We start from the raw sequence: 18,935 nt of genomic DNA, 5'->3' as shown, positions 1-18,935 counted from the left end.
GGAAATGGCGCGGCGGGCACACCTGTACCCATCCCGAACACAGAAGTTAAGCGCCGCAGCGGCGACGATAGTGCGCAAGTGCGACAATAGCGCTCTGCCAGGTAGGCAAAGGACCGGAAGGTCCTTTCTTTGCCTCAAATAACAGTGAGTTAATTGGCTGTTTAAATATAAGTTGACATATTATGAACATGATAATTCGTGTAAATAATTGTTGACCACTATACTGATAAATGGTATAGTAACCATGGTCCTTTCAAAGGACATTATAATGACTCGCTAGCTCAGTCGGTAGAGCATCTGACTTTTAATCAGAGGGTCAGGAGTTCGAATCTCCTGCGAGTCACCATCTAATGCGGGTGTGGTGAAATTGGCAGACACGCTAGACTTAGGATCTAGTGCTTCGGCGTGCAGGTTCAAGTCCTGTCACCCGCACCATACTTAATATCATTCACCGAGAAATCGGTGTTTTTTTCTTAAGAGGAACAAAGATGACGGAGAAGGAAAAAATGATGGCAGGCATGTGGTATGATGCCAATAATAATCAAGAACTTATCGAACATCGATTAAAAGCTCAGGAGCTTCTTTTAAAATTTAATCAAACACCATTAAGAGATGGAAAAGAAATCCGTGCTTTATATAAACAGTTATTTAATGATGATCCAGAAGCATTAACAATTATGTCTCCGTTAACTGTAGATTATGGTTATAATATTTCTTTTGGAAAAAATGTCTTTGTGAATGCTTCATGTTATTTCATGGATGGTGCAAAGATCACTATTGGAGATAATGTCTTTATTGGGCCATACTGTGGCTTTTATACTGCTAGTCATCCCTTAGCTTATAAATATCGTAATCAAGGCTTAGAAAAGGCAAGTCCGATTACCGTTGGTGATAATTGTTGGTTTGGAGCCAATGTCTCTGTCATGCCTGGTGTAAAGATTGGCAATGGCTGTGTGATGGGGGCTGGTAGTGTAGTGACAAAGGATGTACCTGATAATTGTCTTGTTGCAGGAGTGCCGGCAAAAGTCATTAAAGTCATTGATCAAGATGGAGAATTAGAGGATTAGAATGAAGATTCTGATATGTTGTGGAGGTGGCTTTTCTTCGAGCTATGTCGCTATGCGTATGCAGAAAGAAATAAATGAACGAAATCTTGAAAATCAATATCAGGTGGACTTTTTGCCTTTTTCACTTATTTTAGAGAAATTTGAAGAGTATGATGTGATTATGCTTTGTCCCCATCTTAAAATGGAACTTGCAAAGCTTTTAAAAACACATTCACTTGATAAACCTATCTATCTCTTACCACCTAGAATCTATGGTATGATGACGTTAGATGCGATTATTGAAGATGGTGAAGATATCATCCAGTTATTTGAAAGTGATCATCATAATCCTGTTGTCTTTCCTGGGGAAGAGAATTTGTTGAGAATTCAACGTCATCAATCTTATCGTAAAACCTATATGAAGAAGTAAGGGGGAAATTTATGGATATAAGAGTCTATTATTCTATGAATAGCGATATCCAATTTATTCGTGAAACGGTATTCATGAAAGAACAAGGATTCATGAATGAATTTGATGAAATAGATCAACATTGTTCCTTCGTTGTGCTCTATATCGAAGATATGCCCGTAGCGACATGCCGTTATTATGAAGAAAAAGGAAAGTGGTATATTGGCCGTGTCTGTACGCTTAAGGAATTTAGAGGACATAGCTATGGAACATTAGTTATGCAGGAAGCAGAAAAGCAACTGCATGATCAAACAAACCGCCTTTATCTCAATGCGCAAGTAAGAGCTAGTCATTTTTATGAAACATTAGGGTATAAGAAAACAGATATCATCAGTGATGATGAAGGCGTCAGCCATGTCTTAATGTATAAGGAACTTTAAAATGGGATCAATCGTTAATACACTAGCCGTGATTGCAGGTGGGTTGATTGGTTTATTCTTTTCAAAAGGCATCAAAGAAAAGTACCAACATACGATCATGCAGGCACTTGGCTTATCGACAATTTTTATTGGCTTAGGTGGCGCGCTTGAGAAAATCCTTCTTGTCAAACACCAAGAATTGTCATCACAGGGAAGCTTGTTGATAGCGATATCACTTGTCGTGGGTGCACTGATTGGTGAATTCTTTGATATCGAATATCAATTTGAACGTCTTGGACGCTGGCTTAAATCCAAAGCTAAAAGTAATGATTCAAAGTTTACAGAAGCCTTTGTGAGTACTTCTTTAACAGTCTGTATTGGGGCTATGGCGATTGTCGGAAGTATCCAAGATGGGCTTGTCCATGATCCAAGTATGCTTTATACAAAGTCATTGTTGGACTTTATTATTGTCATTATCTTTGCCTCAACACTGGGCGTTGGATCCATCTTTGCCGCTTTGCCTATTCTTGTCTTGGAAGGCTCTTTAACACTCTTTGCGGGGGCATTAAATGGCATTCTGACCACAGCAGTAATTAATAATATGGTGATGGTTGGTAATATTCTCATTGTTGGTGTGGGAGTAAATTTAATGGAATCCTATCATATTAAAGTCGCTAATCTCCTTCCTGCCATCCTTGTCGTTATTCCACTTACCTATCTATTATAAAAAGGAGCTAAGGCTCCTTTTTATAATCAATAAATGCACATATCAACATCGTTGCATAAGCAAGCAAAATATAGTGAGCAATTGCCAAGAAAGAAAAAAGCATGCGAAGAGGGGACTTTAAAAAGAAAGCAAGTATCAAAACAATTATGACACATCCTAAAATTAATGAAAAACGCTGCTTAGAATGGGTATGAATGAAGTCTAAAGCATGATAGATCAACCAAAGAGTGACAATTGAACCAATAAACCAGATGATAAAATAATTGAGATAGTATTGAGAAATATTATCAAAAGAGTAGTGCTTTCTGCACATAAAAACAAATATCGCACTCAAAGAAGGAATGATCAGTGATAAAAATGTGCTTATATAAAAGATTAGAGGCTTTTGAATAGAGAGTGTATAAAAACATCTAACGAGTGTGATGACAAAGCACCCACACCAGAAAGCAAGAAGAGGAAGTGCGAAACTTAGTTGTCTGTAATAATTTGGATTATTGTGAATGATGATGTAAAGCAGTATCGCCATAATGATATGAATTATAGAAAGGGATAGGGTTTCTTTTTTTGAAAGTTTTTTGGCATTTTTATAAAAGAAGTAGAAAGGTATGCCGATGATAATACCAAATACAATCTCTGTAAGAATCATGACAATATAGCGATAATCTACATTCTGATAAAAGTAAACGGGTGTATAGAGAGGATCAAGAAGCCAGGAATAAACACAGTTATTAATATAGGAATAGATAAAAATAATAAGATAATCAATAAGTGGTAGTAATGCTTGAGATATTTTTGTACGCATATAATATCTTCGTATATTGTAATTGGCACTTCCAAGTAGTCAATTACAATATACTTTTCCTTTCTATCAATCTTATTCATAGTGTAAAATATTTTGTTAGTTTGAAGAACTCTAATATTAATATTAATATGTCATATGAATTTATATAGCACAAGAAAAATAGTATTTTGTGTGAAAATACTAATTCGTTTTAAAAGGGCTTTCATAAATAGGGTTGTTTGAACAAATATGTATGGTATAATTATTCGTAGAAATTGAGGGATGATATGAGTAAACTAGTGAAAATTATGATTGCAGGAATGGTATCCTGCTTAGTTGTTGGATGTTCTTCTTCAAGCAAGAATGTGAATGAATTGGATGTCTATGAACGTATTGCTTTTAAGATCATGAGTGATCATGTCACTCAGTATGACGTTTCACGCTTTGAATTAAGTTCATCAAACTATGAAAAGAAGGCCTATAAGAATAATGGTAAGGAAGGCTATTATGTGAGCTTTAGTGGGACAGTTGAATCAAGTGAGATGGTCTGGGCAAATAAAGTAAAGGTTGATTACTGGTTATCTAAGGATCAAAAGACTTATCGTCCAATGTATTTGAAGTTTGATAAAAATACAATCCTAAGTAAAGAAAATGCCAAACAGAAAAAAGATATCTACAACGTAGCAGATATCAAATTATAGGAGGAAAAATATGGCTATTACATTAAATCTTTATTATACAGGTCAAAATGGTAGTGCTAGAAAATTTGTCGAAGAAATGGAAAGTAGTGGTGTAGCCAATAAAATTAGAAATGAAAAAGGTAATTTAGGTTATCGTTATTTCCAGTCTTTAGATGATCCTGAAACGATTCTTCTTGTTGATAGCTGGGAGAATCAGGAAGCTATTGATTTACATCATGCATCAAGCATGATGAATGAGATTGCCCAATTAAGAGAGAAGTATGATTTACATATGCATGTTGAACGCTTTGTTTCTGATGAAGCATTACCTGAAACAGATCAGCAGTTTATAAGAAAGTAAAAAGGATCCCGCAGGATCCTTTTCATTACCTCTTATCAACACGTTTCGCAAGATAGTTACCAACAAGCTGGAAGAGCTGGACAATAATAACAGTGACAATAATAGAAGCATACATCATGCTGGCAATATAACGCTGATATCCATAACGAATAGCGACATCACCAAGACCACCAGCACCAACTGTACCAGCCATAGCCGCATAACCGACAATTGAAGCAAAGACAATTGTTGTACCAAGGACAAGTGAGCTTCTTGCTTCGACGAGTAAGACATGAATGACAATCTGGAATGTATTTGCGCCCATTGATTTGGCCGCTTCAATAACACCAGGATCAACTTCTTTTAAGCTTTGTTCGATCATACGAGCGATAAAAGGAATAGCTGAGACTGTTAATGGAACGATGGCCCCAGGAACACCTAATGTTGTATGAACAATGGCTCTAGTAAATGGAAGAATCCATACCAATAAGATAATAAATGGTATAGAACGGAAGACATTGACAATAAAATCAAGAATAAAGTAGATGGTTTTATTTGGTTTTAAGCCTCTTTCATCTGTTAAAGTGAGAATGATGCCTAGAGGAATACCAAAGACATAACCAAGGACTGTTGATACAATAACCATTATTAATGTATTCACAGTTTCAGGACCAATAATACTGAGAATTTCTGTAAGTGACATACTATTCATTATTCTACCTCCTCAACATCTAAACCACGTTCTTTCAAGAAATGAATTTGTTCGAGATGATCACCATCACCAAAATCAATAATCATTTCCCCTTTAGCCTGACCACCGACATTCTTTGTATCAGCCATTAAGATATTGACGGGTTTATTGAATGTCAGAATCATATTCGCAATCACAGGTTCAAAAGCAGACTGTTCGTTAAAGACAATACGATAAGCATGATGGCTTTCGATTGAAGCAGCAGTATTTTTGTTTTCAACATTGAGAATAAGACGCTTACCAACAGCACTCTTTGGATGAGCGAAGATTTCTTCAACATTCCCAATTTCCTGAACCTGGCCATTTTCCATAATAGCGACATTATCACAAATATCCTGAATAACGGACATCTGGTGAGTAATAATGACGATTGTAATGCCCATTTCCTTATTAATACGCTTCAACAAAGCTAAGATCTGAGATGTTGTAGCAGGGTCAAGGGCACTCGTTGCCTCATCGCAAAGCAGAATTTCTGGCTTGCTGGCAAGAGCACGAGCGATTGCTACACGCTGACGCTGACCGCCTGAAAGCATTGCTGGATAGTTTTTTGCTTTATCTGCCAAACCAACAATTTCAAGATATTCTCTTGCTTTCTTTTTCGCTTCTTCACCTTTAATACCGGCAAGCTTTAATGGAAAACAAACGTTGTCCAATACCGTTTTCTGCATGAGAAGGTTGAAGTTCTGGAAAATCATAGAGATCTTTGTACGCGCCTGGCGTAATTGTTTTTCATTAAGATCCTTAAGATTTTGTCCACGTACAATAACTTCACCACTTGTTGGCTGCTCTAAGAAATTCAAGCAGCGTACTAATGTTGATTTACCTGCACCTGACATCCCGATAATCCCAAAGATATCACCTTTTTCAATATTAATATTGACATGGCTTAATGCCTGTACTTTTCCTTCGTCCGTTTCAAAGACTTTGGAAACATCACGTATTTCTATTTCTGACATACTGTTCCTCCTTAATAAAAAACAGGTATTACGAATAATACCTGTCTGTATCGATAAGGTTATTGTTGCGTAATGAAAGAAGTCCTCTATGCTTTTGTTTTGAATGCACACATGAACATCATCATACCAATACCTCCATATACCTACCTATCAATTGGGTATATCTTAATATAAAACGCTCTATTCGTCAATCCATATAGTAAAGTATTCATCAATCATTATTGACAAATCCTCCTAAATACCTTACCATTGTTTTGCGTTCAGAAATGCTCGAGTGGTGGAATGGTAGACACGCCAGTTTCAGGTACTGGTGGTTATGCCGTGTGGGTTCAAATCCCATCTCGAGCACCATTATTTTATTCAAGAGGCGAAAGCCTCTTTTCTTCTTTGACCAAATTCAATGAACCATTCATGGATCATCTCTGTACATTGATGTCATGGCTATTGTTTTTATGTAAAGGGGTTGTAATATAATGATAGTGGTGGGTGAGTCATATGAAGAGTAATTAATGAATAGGTGAAAAGAATAATGTGATTTAAAGTGAAAATGTGGGAAAAGTTTAGATTTTTTTAAGAAATATCAACGTTTTTTCTTAAAACTTAAAAGGTAATATGCGAAATGAAAAAGAAAATCCTATGCATGAAAATATTTCATGAAATCAGTTATACGTGATTTATTTTGAATATTAATATATAATTGATATGGAAATAGTTTGACTTTATGGGAGAGGGAAGAATGAAGAATATATTAGAAATGTTGGAGAAGTCGACAGCACTTTATCCAGAACATCCTGCCTTAAGTACGGGTGAAGCGTATTTAAGCTATCAGGAAGTGACAAGACAGGCAAGAATTATTGGTAGTGCTGTTGCATCTCAAACATCGGTAAGAAAACCAGTCATTGTTTATATGGATCATTCCTTGGATTGTATTGTGGCTTTCTTAGGTATTGTCTATGCGAACGACTTCTATAGCTTCTTTAATAGTGAATTGCCTGATGAACGCTTACGTATCATGGCTGATACGCTCGAAGCTGATCTTGTGATAACGGATGCTCATCACAAAGAAGAAGCCACAGCACTGTTTACTAAAGAAAACGTTGTTACTTTTGAGGAACTTGTAGCTGGGGAAGAAGATGCAGACTTGCTTTCTTCTATTCGTAATCAGACAATTGATACAGATCCACTTTATTTAAATTTCACAAGTGGTTCAACCGGTGTACCAAAGGGTGTCCTCATTGGCCAGCGTAGTGTTATTGATTTTATTCCTATCTTTGATGATTTATTCCATATTACACATGATGATATCTTAGCCAACCAGGCACCATTTGATTTTGATGTTTCTGTCAAAGATATCTATTCCACACTAAATGTAGGGGCAACACTCGTTTTAGTACCAAGAGCTTACTTCTCACAGCCAGCACAGCTTGTTGATTTCTTGGATGAACAGAAAGTAACAACAATGATCTGGGCAGTTAGTGCTCTATGCTTACTTAGTGTCTATAAAGCCTTGGATTATAAAGTTCCTGCCCATGTCAACAAGATTCTCTTTAGTGGGGAAGTAATGCCTTATAAACATTTAAAGAATTATATGGATCATATGCCTCATACAATGTTTGTCAATCTCTATGGACCAACAGAAATCACATGCAACTGTCTCTATCATATTATTGATCCTCAACGAGATTACAGCACTTATCTACCAGCGGGCAAGCCGTTCCCAAATGAACGTGTCTTCTTGCTTAAAGATGACAAGCTTGTCACTAAAACTAATGAACCAGGAGAAATCTGCGTTACCGGGACAGCCTTGGCCATTGGTTATTACCGCCAACCCTCATCCCAGTTCCGTCAGAATCCTTTAGCTGATGGTTATCATGAAATGATGTATTGTACGGGTGATTTGGCTTATATGAATGAACAGGGTGAATTTGTCTTTAGAGGACGCAAGGACTTCCAGATTAAGTATTTAGGTCATCGTATTGAATTAGAAGAAATTGATCATGCGATTCTAGAAGATGAACATGTGACACGGAGCTGTTCACTCTTTGACCAGGAAAAAGAAAAGCTGATTACATTCTATATTGGTGATATCGATAAACGTAGCTTGAAAATTGCCTTGATTGATCGTCTCCCTCGTTTCATGATTCCAACAAAAATGATTCAAGTTGAAGACATGCCACTCAACAAGAATGGCAAAATAGATCGTAAAGCATTAATGGAGGTATATAAGAATGCCAATCGAAGACATCGTTAAGACCTATCACACACCATTCTATCTCTTTGATCAAGAGACTCTTCAAAAACGTATAGATTATCTTCATCAACATCTCACAAATGGCGAACTTGTCTATGCGATTAAAGCCAATGGTTTCCTAACGCCTTATGTCAAGGTAGCTAGATATGAAATCTGTTCGTATGGGGAATTCTGTATTGCCCAAAAGAGTGGTATTCCATATGACCATATGGTCATCTCCGGTGTCAATAAGGATGAAGAGTTCTTAGAAGCAATTGCGACTAAGAATGTCTTAAGAGTGACGATTGAATCACTTCATCAATATGATGCTGTTATCGCTCTTGCGAAGAAATATCAAACGCATTATCACTTATTGTTGAGACTGACAAGTGGTAATCAGTTTGGTATGAGTGAAGAAGATATCAAAGATATTCTTTTAAGACATGATCAGGAAGTGACTATTGAAGGCCTTGAATATTTCAGTGGAACACAAAAGCGTTCACTCAAGAAAATCAAAAAAGAAATTGATTATCTTAAGAATTTCATCGAGGAACTTGCCTATCCATTTACGGAAATAGAATATGGGCCAGGGTTACCGGTGCATTACTTCCATGAAGAATTTGATGAAGATAGCTATCTCGATGAACTAAATAGTATGTTGTCATTTGATTTACCGCTTTATTTAGAAAGTGGGCGTAGTATTGTTGCTAGTTGTGGGCAATATGTCACAAGTGTCAAAGATTTCAAGACAAACAAAGAAGGGCATTTTGCGATTATTGATGGTGGAATTCACCAGCTTGTCTATTATGGTGGCATGATGGGGATGAAGAATCCTGTTTATGAACATTTGCCTCATCGTGAAGGTAAAGAAGAGCTGTGGACTATCTGTGGTTCACTTTGTACAACGAATGACTTAGTTGTGCGTGCTATGCCATTGAGAAGTTTGGAAGTAGGGGACTTGATTGTCTTTAAGAATACGGGAGCGTATTCGATTACGGAAGGTATTGCTTTGTTTTTATCAAGAGACTTACCTGCTGTCCTGCTTCAAAGAAAAGATGAAATTAAGAAACTGAGAGACCATACATATACATGGTCATTGAATATGGAGGAGAAATAATTATGGATCAGTTATTAGATATTTTAGAAGAATTAAAACCAGAAGTAGATTTTGAAAATAGTGAAGATTTGATTGATGGTCATAAGCTTGACTCATTGACTATTCTTTCGCTTATTTCTGAAATTGAAGATGAATTTGATATTTCTATTCCTGCTGTTGATATTGTGCCTGATAACTTCAATAGTGCGAAAAAAATCTATGCGCTTATTGAACGTTTAGAGGAAGAATAATGTCATATTTTTCACCATTATATCTGGTGATGGTTCCTCTTCTCATGGCTGTCTATCAGCTAGCGAGCAGTAAAGCGCGACCAGTGATCTTGTTGTTGGCGAGTTATATGTTTATTTGGTTTGCATCGAATAAACTCATTGTCTTTATCTGGCTTGCTACACTAGGAGTGCATTACTTTGGCATGTGGCTAGATGACCTTGAGAAGGAAAAGAAAGCAGCCATAAAGGATGTTGAACGTAGTGAACGTAAGCTGATTAAGGCAGGCTATAAGAAAAAACAATGGCATATCTTGATATTTGCGATTGTGCTCTTTGTCGCTGTGCTCTTTGCGTTCAAATATGTGGGCTTCTTTGTCTCTATTTTAAATGATATCTTTTCACTAACATCCGTGCCTGTTTTTATTAAATATCATAAGATGATTGCGCCAATAGGTATTTCGTATTATACATTGCAATGTATTGCTTATTTATCCGATATCTATCTGGGTAAAATTCAGGCAGAACGTAATCTTTTCAAGCTCGCACTCTATCTTGCCTTCTTCCCATGTATTATGGAAGGACCAATTGTAAGAGCGACAGATACATTAGGACAGCTGACAAATGGTGAGCCATTGAACTATCACAATGTGACTTATGGCATTCAGCGTATCGGCTGGGGCTTCTTTAAGAAGTATGTCATCGCTGATCGACTGAATATTCCTGTCACACTTATATTTACGAACTATGCTCATTATCATGGCGGAACGCTGTTTCTTGGCATGATCGGTTATACAATGCTGCTGTATTGCGAATTCTCAGGAACAATGGATGTTGTCATTGGTACAGCCCAGATCTTCAATATCACATTGCCAGAAAACTTCCGTCAGCCATTCTTCGCCAAGAACGTTTCAGACTTCTGGACAAGATGGCATATAACTCTTGGAGCATTCTTTAGAGACTATATCTATTATCCGATGTCTCTCTCTAAGCCACTTAAGGCCTTGACAAAGAAAACCCGTGCCAAGCTCGGTAATCATTATGGTCCACTTGTGACGGGTGCTATTGCGTTATTTGTTGTATGGTTCTGCAATGGTCTCTGGCATGGAGCAGGATGGACATACTTATTCTATGGGATGTACCACTTCTTCTTTATCCTAAGTGAATCATTAACTGAACAGCTTGTTGTCAATGGCTGTGAGAAACTGCATATTAATCGTGAAAGTAAGCCTTATCGCATCTTTCAGTCATTCAAACTCTGTATCTTTATCTTTGTCGGTGAAATGTTCTTTAGAGCACCAACTGTAGGTCAGGGCTTTGCGATGCTTTCGCAGACATTAAGAGACTTTACATTTAATGGAAAAGAACTCTTAAAGCTTGGTATCGATAAGTATGATTATGGTGTTTTGATTATTGCTTTAATTATCTTATTTGTGATCAGTATGCTTAAAGAAAAGAAGATTAATGTCAGAGAGGCTATTGCTTCAAAGCCAATTGTCTTAAGATGGTCTATTTATTATGCTTTTATTATTGCTGTACTGATCTTTGGTGCTTATGGTGTAGGTTATTTACCAGTTGCACCTATCTATGCGGATTTCTAGGGGGATCATATGAAATATATTAAGATTATTATTTTTAATGGGATCCTGATTGTCGCATTATTGATAGGTTCTGTTGTCTTTACACCAAAGACAAACAAGAAAGCTTTTGGTGTAGACTATGTCACCAGCAATAAAATCTTTTCTGAAGCAAAGAATACAGTGGATGCTGTTGCTTTAGGGGATTCCTTAGTCTATTCATCACTCTCTCCGATGTTGATCTATGAGAAGCATGGTTATACAATTTATGATGCTTCAACACCAGCACAAAGTATCTATCAGTCCTATAGCTTACTTAAGAGAATCTATAAGACGCAAAAACCTCAATATGTCTTCTTTGAAGCTGAATCACTCTATCGTCGTTATTCCTTTAGTGACGATATGCAGAATCGTATTGGCGTTAATATTCCTATATTGCGCTATCACAACCGTTGGAAGAATCTTACTTTACAGGACTTCTCAACACAATATCAATTATCCAATCGTGATTATTTAAAAGGCTTCCGCTATTATGACAAGGTTGTTCCTCTCATGAAGCATAAGAAGCCAAAAGCTAAACTTCAACCCTACGCTCTTTCTTATCTCAATAAGATTATGGCCCTTACAAAAGAACATAATACTAAGCTTGTCTTCATGAGCTTACCATGTGCAAAGACATGGAGCTTAGAAAGACATAACCAGCTTGAAAAATTCTTTAAGGAAAAAGGGTATGACTTTGTCGACTTCAATACATTACCACTTGGGATTGACTGGAATACGGATAGTCGTGATGGTGGTGACCATTTGAACTACAATGGCGCAAAAAAAGCCTCTAAGTACTTTGGGCAATATCTCGAAGATAACTATCACTTAAAAGATCATCGTAGAGATCCACAATATGCCAACTATGAACTCTCCCTTGTTCTCTATAAACAGAGAATAGAGCAGAAAGAGATGAAAACAAACGCGGCATCTAACTTAGAAAAGAAAACTAAGGACAACGATGATCAGAACCAACAAAATCAGGATCTTATATCTAACGAAGGACAATAAAGTTCTTCGTTTTTTTTGATTAAAAAAAGATAGCCATCATAACGATAGCTATCTTCATTTTAGATAACGGCTACAGGAGTACCGATTGCGAAATTGTCATAAATTGTCTTAGCGTCATTATAACGCATATTGACACAACCATGAGAACCACTATTGATATAGATGTTACCACCATAAGCTTTACGCCAGCCATCAGCATCATGGAAACCTTCACCATTATGGAATGCAGCGAAGAAATTAACTGGTGTCTGATAGTCATCACCCTTTAATACAGCAGGTGAACGTTTATGGAAGATGTAATAGAGACCATAATCTGTCATACGATCAGGTGTCATCTTACCTGTAACAACGGAAGCATTAAGAATTTGTTGTCCATTTTTGAAAGCTGTAACAGTCTGAGCAGCAATATTGACAATAATAACATTAGAATTCAATGTCTTATCACCATAAGAAGTGATATTAAGATTTCTTGTGACATCTTTACCTGAGAGAATATCTTTCTTGATTTGTTCTCTTTCTGTCTTTGTAGATAGGACTTTACCATAAGTACCACCTTTGACATTCACAACCTGTCCATTAGGGGCTGTGAAGGAAGTCGCTTTGCCACGCGTATTGACCTTGCTGGCCAGGTTCGCAACATAATTCCTAAGCCAAGATTCATCAACAGATATCTCTTTGCCTTGAGCACTTAAGTGTGGGGCATAGTCATCAGATGTTAATGTATATGTCTGATCATCATCTTTTAAAGTAATCGTCTTACCAACATAGTTATTTAAAGTCTTTACAGTTTCTTCCATGTCCGTACTCTTAACAGCAGGCTGTTTATAATATTGAGATGTTTCAACATTAATATTATAGTTCTTGTTGTTAAGTTCAGTCATAATTTCTTTTGTAAGAGATTCAAGACTTGTAAATTCTGTTCCATAAACTTCTTTATGAATCACAAACTTCTTTTCATTTGGATCATAAGAAGAGGATGCATCAGCTGTATTCGTTCTATTTTCCCAAAGAACATTCTGTTTCTTTAAGTAATCACTGAGCTTATTTGCATCAAAAGTGATAGAACTCTTGTCTTTGTAGTCTTTTCCAACAAGGAAGCCTTTATTCTTCATAATGTCTTTTGCAGTAGATGAAGAATAAGAAGCAATATCAGAGATATTGACTGTAAGAGGTTCTCCTGATGTCTTAATTGTGACCTTTGTATCATTGAAGTGTTCCTGCAGTTTCGCTTCTGCTTTAGCAACCGTTAGCCCGCTTACGTTAATGTTGTCAATTGTTGTACCTGGGTAATATTTGTCTTTATAGGCAAATAAATAAGCACCTAAGCCAACAACAACGACTCCAGCAGCAATTGCGGCGATATACCTTTTTTTCATATTGACCTCCAAATTCCAACAAATCATATTTCTAAAATATTGTTTTGAGATGCAATATTCTATATGACAACTCGAATTATAACATGTATTTTGTTATTTACAATACATTTGCGTAAATACTTTCATACCTTGTTTCATAGCTTATTCTAATTCTTAAGAATATCTTAATTTATGCGATAAAATCAAGATAATTTCCCTTGCATATAAGAAGATAAGTGCTAGTATAAGCACATGAGAACACAAAGAGATTTATTCATTCAACACATCATTGTCATAACCCTTTTTACATTACATATTTTATTTATCATCATGCTTGGGATGTTGATCTATACACCTGCCCATCCACTTCATATCACCAAGACACATATCAAGATGGCTTATGGAGAACTGCTTACTCCTCATAAGCTGGGTCTTAAAAATGCCCCTTCAATCCTCATTGATGCACCAAACTACAATGCGACAAAACTCGGCCAACAACATGTCAAAGCAACAATCTCTGATCTTTATGGTAATAAAGAGACAAAGATGCTGATAATCACGATTGCTGATCAAATCCCACCTGTCTTAAAAACACAGGATACGCTTGTAGCGAATGCAATCAGTGATGATCATATTCGTTATGCCTATAATCAGCCTTTTGACATACATCAGGTCTTTCAGGCAATGGATGGCAAAGATGGGGATGTGAGTACGTCATTGTATTATGAAGGTGAAGTGGATACTTCAAAGATGGGAGATTATCCCATCACAGTCTATGCTTTCGATCATCACCATAATCAAACTAAACGTCAGGTGACAATTTCCATCGCCCATATCACGCCACCAACGCTCACTCAAAAGAAGGCTATTGATTTAGATTATGAAGCATCATTCCATGTTGAAGACTATTTTGAAGCCAAGGATGTCAATGGACATCAGGCACGTCTTGAAGCAAGTGATGTTGATACGTCAATACCAGGAGATCGTCAAGTTGTAGTACGGGCTATTGATGATGAAAATAATGTTGCGAGTATGCAAGTAGGCTATCATGTGAAAATGTATGTCTATCATGGTCAAAAGCTGACATCGGGCAATAATGTCCAGGATAAGGGACAGACAATGACAAAAGGCAAAGGTGTCAATGATGGACCAAGTGGAAAAGAAACTTGGTATAACTTACCAATGGATGGTGTTGTACGCATCATGCGCCAGCAGGGGAATCATGATGCTTATTGGGTACGTAGTGATGGTGTCAAGATGCTTGGTCAATATGTGATGGTTGCTGCTAATCTTGATATTCATCCTCGTGGATCTTTAGTAAAGACATCATTAGGACTTGGGATTGTCTGTGATACAGGGACGTTTGCCTTAGATAATCCAACCCAGCTTGATATTGCCACTTCCTGGTAAAGAAAAAAGCAGTTTGTACTGCTTTTTTATTTGGCATTTTCATTGCCTTCAAGATAATGATATTCATATTCAAGCTCGGCATCCAAGAAATGCTTTGCGCTTGCCTTAGCCTTTGGTAAATCCATATAAGTATAATTGCCACATTCTTCAGGAGCAGCACCAGGAATAGGGCCTTCCCAGTCTCTTACGACAGAAAGGGCTTCTTTGACATAGGGAATAGCTGCTTCAAAATCTAAGTCTCTTACAATGAGATAGAAGCCTGTCATACATCCCATTGGTCCCCAGTAGATGACATGACGTGCAATCTCACTATTTCTCAACCATGTTGCACCAATATGTTCAATGGTATGGGCTGCTTTAGGATCCATAGCTGGCTCATTATTGGGCTCTGTCATTCTGACATCTAAAGTTAAGATATCATCATCAGTTCTTGAAACATAAATACCTTTCTTTAATTGTCTGTGATCAACACTAAAACTTTTAATTCTTTCCATATTCATTTTCTCCTAAATCCGGATCATAAATCGGATGACGTACTACGGAATGTATCTTCAAGCTTTCTTGAACATCAATAATACGTTGATTTGATGAACCTCTAAATTTCAATGATGCATATTTCAAATCTTCAATAAAAGGCCCATCCACAAGAATATCCATATAAGATAATGCTTCAGGTCTTCTTTCTAAAAGAACTTCCCATGTATAAGAAGAATAGACCCAAATATCCTTACCAGGACAACGTTCATGGATTTGTCTTAAAAGATCATCAATAACATCTTTATTTTCAGGACTCATTGGTTCTCCTCCAAGGAGTGTAAAGCCTTTGATATGAGGCTTATTGATGAGATTTACGAGCACATCAACTTCCTTCTGGGTAAAAGGTTTACCCTTGTTGAAGTCCCATGTTTCTTCATTAAAACAGCCAGGACAGTGAATATGACAGCCCTGTGTATAAAGAGAAACACGTATGCCCTCACCGTTCGCTACATCAATTTCCCTGATTTGTGCATAGTGCATGTTTTTCCCTCTCTTTCATATTGTACTATTTTAACATTGTTTAACGAAAAAAGAAGCGATAATACGCTTCTTTTGTATATTTTGTTCAAAATTGATATTTTTCTTACACTTTTTAACAATACTCTTCAAGAACAAAGCTATTGATGATCGAAGGAGAGAACCCATCAAATGAACTGTATAAACGATTGTTTCCCGGGCAATAAGTTGTTTGAAATAATCATATGGGGACAAATATATTTTTGGTATAATAGCCTAAAGGATGGTGATGAAATTGAAGATTGCCTTTATTTATACAAATGAGAGTTTTGTCATTGATGAGGTCTCTGTTAAGAATGCCAGTGATGCACAAATCGCAACACTTTTTGAAGAAGATAAGTATGGAACGCTCTATCATATGACTTTCCAGGACACCAGTAAAGATTCCCCAACTGCTCAATTTCTTAAAGAAGTTGTACAAAGCTTTGTAAGAAGTCTTTCATCTTCACCAGAAATAGAAATTGCTAGGGAAAAAACGAAAGCAGTACTAGATGATGATCAACTCGATTATTTATTAGCTTTATGTCCTTTTGCCTTGGGATCGGAGTTTGTGGATGAAGAGTGGCTAAAACTACAATATGATCAACTCCAACATGTCTTTGAAAAAGAAGCAACAAGCTTTGAAGGAACAATGCAGCTTTATTTTGAAGGTCTTTCGCAGAATCTGCAAACAGCTCAGCGTATTTATTTCCATTTAGTAGAGAATCCTCTAGATGAAGATAATCCATTTGCCTTTATGGCAACTTATGCCACTAAGGATCAAGCAGGACGTGTCCGTCATATGCCTTTAGCCCATGCCTTGATTGAATACAAAGATCATCAAGAAGAGTTATTATCGTTGTTGTCATCATTGAATAAGGTAGCTGATGAAGTTGAATATATGCAGTATTTGATGGATACAGGAGAACTCTTTCATCCTATCAAGTTAAACGTTAAAGAAGCCTATACCTTATTGAAGGCAATACCTCTTATTGAGAAGAGTGGGATTAAGTGCAGAGTGCCCAACTGGTGGAAAAAGCATTATGCAAGTGTGCATCTCAATGTCAGTGCTGGCGAAAAGAAACCATCTTTCTTTGGACTAGAGACCTTAATTGCCTTAACTCCATCTTTGACAATCAATGGTCGTATGTTGTCACAAGATGATATCAACTATCTTCTTAAGCAAGAAGAAGGTTTGACATTCATGAAGGGACAATGGGTTGAAGTCAACCATCAAAAACTTCAGGAACTTCTTCAAAAGATGGAACACTATGATGGCACCATCACCCTCAAAGAAGCTCTGACAAAGGACTTTGTGAAAGATATTGATGATGATCCAGATAATGGAATTGAAATCACCAATGGAAAGTGGTTAAGGAACATGATGCAGGAAATGCGTCAGCCACGTCATATACAAAAACAATCCTTGCCTGAAGACTTTGATGCCACTTTGCGCCATTACCAACAAGAGGGCTACAACTGGCTAAATATCATGTATACATTTGGCTTTGGGGCCTGTTTAGCGGACGATATGGGACTTGGGAAAACCATTCAGGTTATCGCCTTCTTAGAAAAACTTAGAGAAGAAGACGCTGATGCTAAGTGCTTATTGGTTGTACCTGCTTCATTACTGGGTAACTGGGAAAGTGAAATAAAGAAATTTGCTCCAGATCTCCATTACTCTATTCTCCATTCTTCCAAAATCAAGGACTATCAAGCCTATCAAGAAGATAATCCCTATCTCACTATTACAACCTATGGTATGGCAAGCAAGATTGAGGGCTTAAGTCAAAGAGAGTGGCATGTATTAATACTTGATGAAGCACAGGCCATCAAGAATCCAATCACAAAACAAACCAAAACCATGAAAAAGATTCCTGCACGATTCCGTATTGCTATGACGGGGACACCTATTGAAAACGATTATTCTAATTTATGGTCACTCTTTGATTTCTTAAATAAAGGCTTGCTTGGTTCCTTTGATCAATTCAAACGCTTCTCTAAGACAATAGAAGATTATCCTGAGAATACAACAAAACTTAGAAATCTTGTCTCACCATTCATCCTACGTCGTTTAAAGACGGATAAATCTATTATCAGTGATTTACCAAATAAGATTGAGATTGTTGATCATGTCAATCTTTCAAAGAGACAGATTGTGCTTTATAAGAAACAGGTTGAACAACTCAAAGAAGACATTGAAACAGCACAAGGTATGGAAAGACGTGGTATTGTCTTAAGCTATATCACTAAATTTAAACAAATCTGTAATCATCCTGATCAATTCAACCATGATATCTCTTTTAAAGCCATTGATAGTGGGAAGTATCAGATGTTGAAAGAGCTTTGTACAACAATCTATGAAAAGAGAGAACGTGTACTTGTCTTTACACAATATCGTGAAATGTGTGAACCATTGTCACAATATCTAGCCTCTATTTTCCATAAAGAGGGTTATATCATTAATGGCTCAACACCAATTAAGAAACGTACAGAAATTGTCAATAAATTCCAATCCGAACACTATATTCCCTATATTGTCTTAACAGTCAAAGCAGCAGGTACAGGCCTTAACCTCACTGCCGCTAATCATGTCATACATTTTGATCGATGGTGGAATCCAGCTGTTGAAAATCAGGCTAGTGATAGAGCTTACCGTATTGGCCAGAAGAAGAAAGTCTTTGTCCATAAATTAGTCTCAACTGGCACAATAGAAGAAAAGATAGATGAACTGATTACATCTAAACAATCCCTTGCCAACAACATCCTTTCAACCAACGACCAGATCAACATTACAGAAATGAGTAATGATGAACTCATTAACCTTTTCCAATTGGAGGTGTAAG

The 18,935-nt window shown here is 36.9% G+C and carries 19 protein-coding genes, 3 tRNA genes and 1 rRNA gene; 17 read left to right on the top strand and 6 right to left on the bottom strand.

The window, feature by feature from the left end:
- The 7 genes from rrf to FYJ79_RS08240 all read left to right on the top strand — a co-directional run.
- Window positions 1-103 (top strand): 5S ribosomal RNA (gene rrf, locus FYJ79_RS08270); the annotation flags it as partial.
- Between the two features lie 167 nt (window positions 104-270).
- Window positions 271-346: transfer RNA gene (locus tag FYJ79_RS08265), tRNA-Lys, on the top strand.
- 6 nt (window positions 347-352) lie between these two features.
- Window positions 353-435 (top strand) — tRNA-Leu (locus tag FYJ79_RS08260).
- 53 nt (window positions 436-488) lie between these two features.
- Window positions 489-1,067 (top strand): sugar O-acetyltransferase, encoded by a 579-nt coding sequence (locus FYJ79_RS08255; RefSeq protein WP_154516712.1) that lies wholly within the window; start codon window positions 489-491, stop codon window positions 1,065-1,067.
- A gap of 1 nt (window position 1,068) precedes the next feature.
- Window positions 1,069-1,476: a PTS sugar transporter subunit IIB gene (locus tag FYJ79_RS08250; protein WP_154516709.1), complete on the top strand. Its 408-nt coding sequence runs from the start codon at window positions 1,069-1,071 to the stop codon at window positions 1,474-1,476.
- An 11-nt stretch (window positions 1,477-1,487) separates the two neighbouring features.
- Window positions 1,488-1,895, top strand: a complete 408-nt coding sequence (locus tag FYJ79_RS08245) for a GNAT family N-acetyltransferase (protein WP_154516706.1) — start codon at window positions 1,488-1,490, stop codon at window positions 1,893-1,895.
- Between the two features lies 1 nt (window position 1,896).
- Window positions 1,897-2,601 (top strand): DUF554 domain-containing protein, encoded by a 705-nt coding sequence (locus FYJ79_RS08240; protein WP_154516702.1) that lies wholly within the window; start codon window positions 1,897-1,899, stop codon window positions 2,599-2,601.
- 7 nt (window positions 2,602-2,608) lie between these two features.
- Here the strand turns inward: FYJ79_RS08240 and FYJ79_RS08235 are convergent, their stop codons facing one another.
- Window positions 2,609-3,403: a hypothetical protein gene (locus FYJ79_RS08235; protein WP_195837049.1), complete on the bottom strand. Its 795-nt coding sequence runs from the start codon at window positions 3,401-3,403 to the stop codon at window positions 2,609-2,611.
- A gap of 266 nt (window positions 3,404-3,669) precedes the next feature.
- On the opposite strand from FYJ79_RS08235, the gene FYJ79_RS08230 reads away from it, so the two are divergent.
- Both FYJ79_RS08230 and FYJ79_RS08225 read left to right on the top strand, forming a co-directional pair.
- Window positions 3,670-4,083, top strand: coding sequence for a hypothetical protein (locus tag FYJ79_RS08230; RefSeq protein ID WP_154516695.1), 414 nt, complete (start codon window positions 3,670-3,672; stop codon window positions 4,081-4,083).
- Between the two features lie 10 nt (window positions 4,084-4,093).
- A complete protein-coding gene (locus FYJ79_RS08225) occupies window positions 4,094-4,423 on the top strand; it encodes a putative quinol monooxygenase (RefSeq protein ID WP_154516692.1) in 330 nt (109 codons plus the stop codon).
- Window positions 4,424-4,448: 25 nt separating this feature from the next.
- On the opposite strand, the gene FYJ79_RS08220 is transcribed toward FYJ79_RS08225, so the two are convergent.
- Both FYJ79_RS08220 and FYJ79_RS08215 read right to left on the bottom strand, forming a co-directional pair.
- Window positions 4,449-5,114: a methionine ABC transporter permease gene (locus tag FYJ79_RS08220; protein ID WP_229771405.1), complete on the bottom strand. Its 666-nt coding sequence runs from the start codon at window positions 5,112-5,114 to the stop codon at window positions 4,449-4,451.
- Window positions 5,114-6,109 carry a methionine ABC transporter ATP-binding protein gene (locus tag FYJ79_RS08215; protein WP_154516689.1) on the bottom strand — a complete coding sequence of 332 codons (996 nt, stop codon included), beginning with the start codon at window positions 6,107-6,109 and terminating at the stop codon, window positions 5,114-5,116. The genes FYJ79_RS08220 and FYJ79_RS08215 overlap by 1 nt, the downstream gene beginning before the upstream one ends.
- A gap of 268 nt (window positions 6,110-6,377) precedes the next feature.
- On the opposite strand from FYJ79_RS08215, the gene FYJ79_RS08210 reads away from it, so the two are divergent.
- From FYJ79_RS08210 to FYJ79_RS08185, 6 genes are all read left to right on the top strand, one after another.
- A tRNA-Leu gene (locus FYJ79_RS08210) sits at window positions 6,378-6,460 on the top strand.
- A gap of 385 nt (window positions 6,461-6,845) precedes the next feature.
- Complete coding sequence (locus FYJ79_RS08205; protein ID WP_229771401.1) at window positions 6,846-8,360, top strand: AMP-binding protein; 1,515 nt, start codon at window positions 6,846-6,848, stop codon at window positions 8,358-8,360.
- Window positions 8,338-9,456 (top strand): diaminopimelate decarboxylase family protein, encoded by a 1,119-nt coding sequence (locus FYJ79_RS08200; RefSeq protein ID WP_154516682.1) that lies wholly within the window; start codon window positions 8,338-8,340, stop codon window positions 9,454-9,456. Before FYJ79_RS08205 ends, FYJ79_RS08200 begins: the two co-directional genes overlap by 23 nt.
- A gap of 2 nt (window positions 9,457-9,458) precedes the next feature.
- On the top strand, window positions 9,459-9,686 hold the full coding sequence (locus tag FYJ79_RS08195; protein ID WP_033163658.1) for a phosphopantetheine-binding protein: 228 nt from the start codon (window positions 9,459-9,461) through the stop codon (window positions 9,684-9,686).
- Complete coding sequence (locus FYJ79_RS08190) at window positions 9,686-11,263, top strand: MBOAT family O-acyltransferase (protein WP_154516679.1); 1,578 nt, start codon at window positions 9,686-9,688, stop codon at window positions 11,261-11,263. The genes FYJ79_RS08195 and FYJ79_RS08190 overlap by 1 nt, the downstream gene beginning before the upstream one ends.
- 9 nt (window positions 11,264-11,272) lie before the next feature.
- Window positions 11,273-12,292, top strand: coding sequence for a hypothetical protein (locus FYJ79_RS08185; RefSeq protein ID WP_154516676.1), 1,020 nt, complete (start codon window positions 11,273-11,275; stop codon window positions 12,290-12,292).
- Window positions 12,293-12,351: 59 nt separating this feature from the next.
- On the opposite strand, the gene FYJ79_RS08180 is transcribed toward FYJ79_RS08185, so the two are convergent.
- The gene (locus tag FYJ79_RS08180) at window positions 12,352-13,668 is read right to left on the bottom strand and encodes a L,D-transpeptidase family protein (protein ID WP_195837048.1); all 1,317 of its coding nucleotides are present in this window, start codon (window positions 13,666-13,668) and stop codon (window positions 12,352-12,354) included.
- A 231-nt stretch (window positions 13,669-13,899) separates the two neighbouring features.
- Between FYJ79_RS08180 and FYJ79_RS08175 the strand changes: the two genes are divergently transcribed.
- Window positions 13,900-15,057, top strand: a complete 1,158-nt coding sequence (locus FYJ79_RS08175) for a hypothetical protein (protein WP_154516670.1) — start codon at window positions 13,900-13,902, stop codon at window positions 15,055-15,057.
- 26 nt (window positions 15,058-15,083) lie between these two features.
- Here FYJ79_RS08175 and FYJ79_RS08170 read toward each other — a convergent pair whose 3' ends face one another.
- Together FYJ79_RS08170 and nrdG are read right to left on the bottom strand one after the other, a co-directional pair.
- Entirely contained in the window at window positions 15,084-15,551 is a 468-nt protein-coding gene (locus tag FYJ79_RS08170) for an S-ribosylhomocysteine lyase (protein WP_154516666.1), read from the bottom strand.
- Window positions 15,538-16,074, bottom strand: coding sequence for an anaerobic ribonucleoside-triphosphate reductase activating protein (gene nrdG, locus FYJ79_RS08165; protein ID WP_154516663.1), 537 nt, complete (start codon window positions 16,072-16,074; stop codon window positions 15,538-15,540). Before nrdG ends, FYJ79_RS08170 begins: the two co-directional genes overlap by 14 nt.
- 265 nt (window positions 16,075-16,339) lie before the next feature.
- Between nrdG and FYJ79_RS08160 the strand changes: the two genes are divergently transcribed.
- Window positions 16,340-18,934, top strand: coding sequence for a DEAD/DEAH box helicase (locus FYJ79_RS08160; RefSeq protein ID WP_154516660.1), 2,595 nt, complete (start codon window positions 16,340-16,342; stop codon window positions 18,932-18,934).
- The last annotated feature ends 1 nt before the right edge of the window (window position 18,935 follow it).

This window comes from Sharpea porci (assembly GCF_009695655.1).
In the GTDB taxonomy this organism is placed as follows: Bacteria; Bacillota_I; Bacilli_A; order Erysipelotrichales; family Coprobacillaceae; genus Sharpea; species Sharpea porci.
Note: the sequence above shows the minus strand (reverse complement) of the source record. Positions and strands in the feature narration are given on the sequence as shown.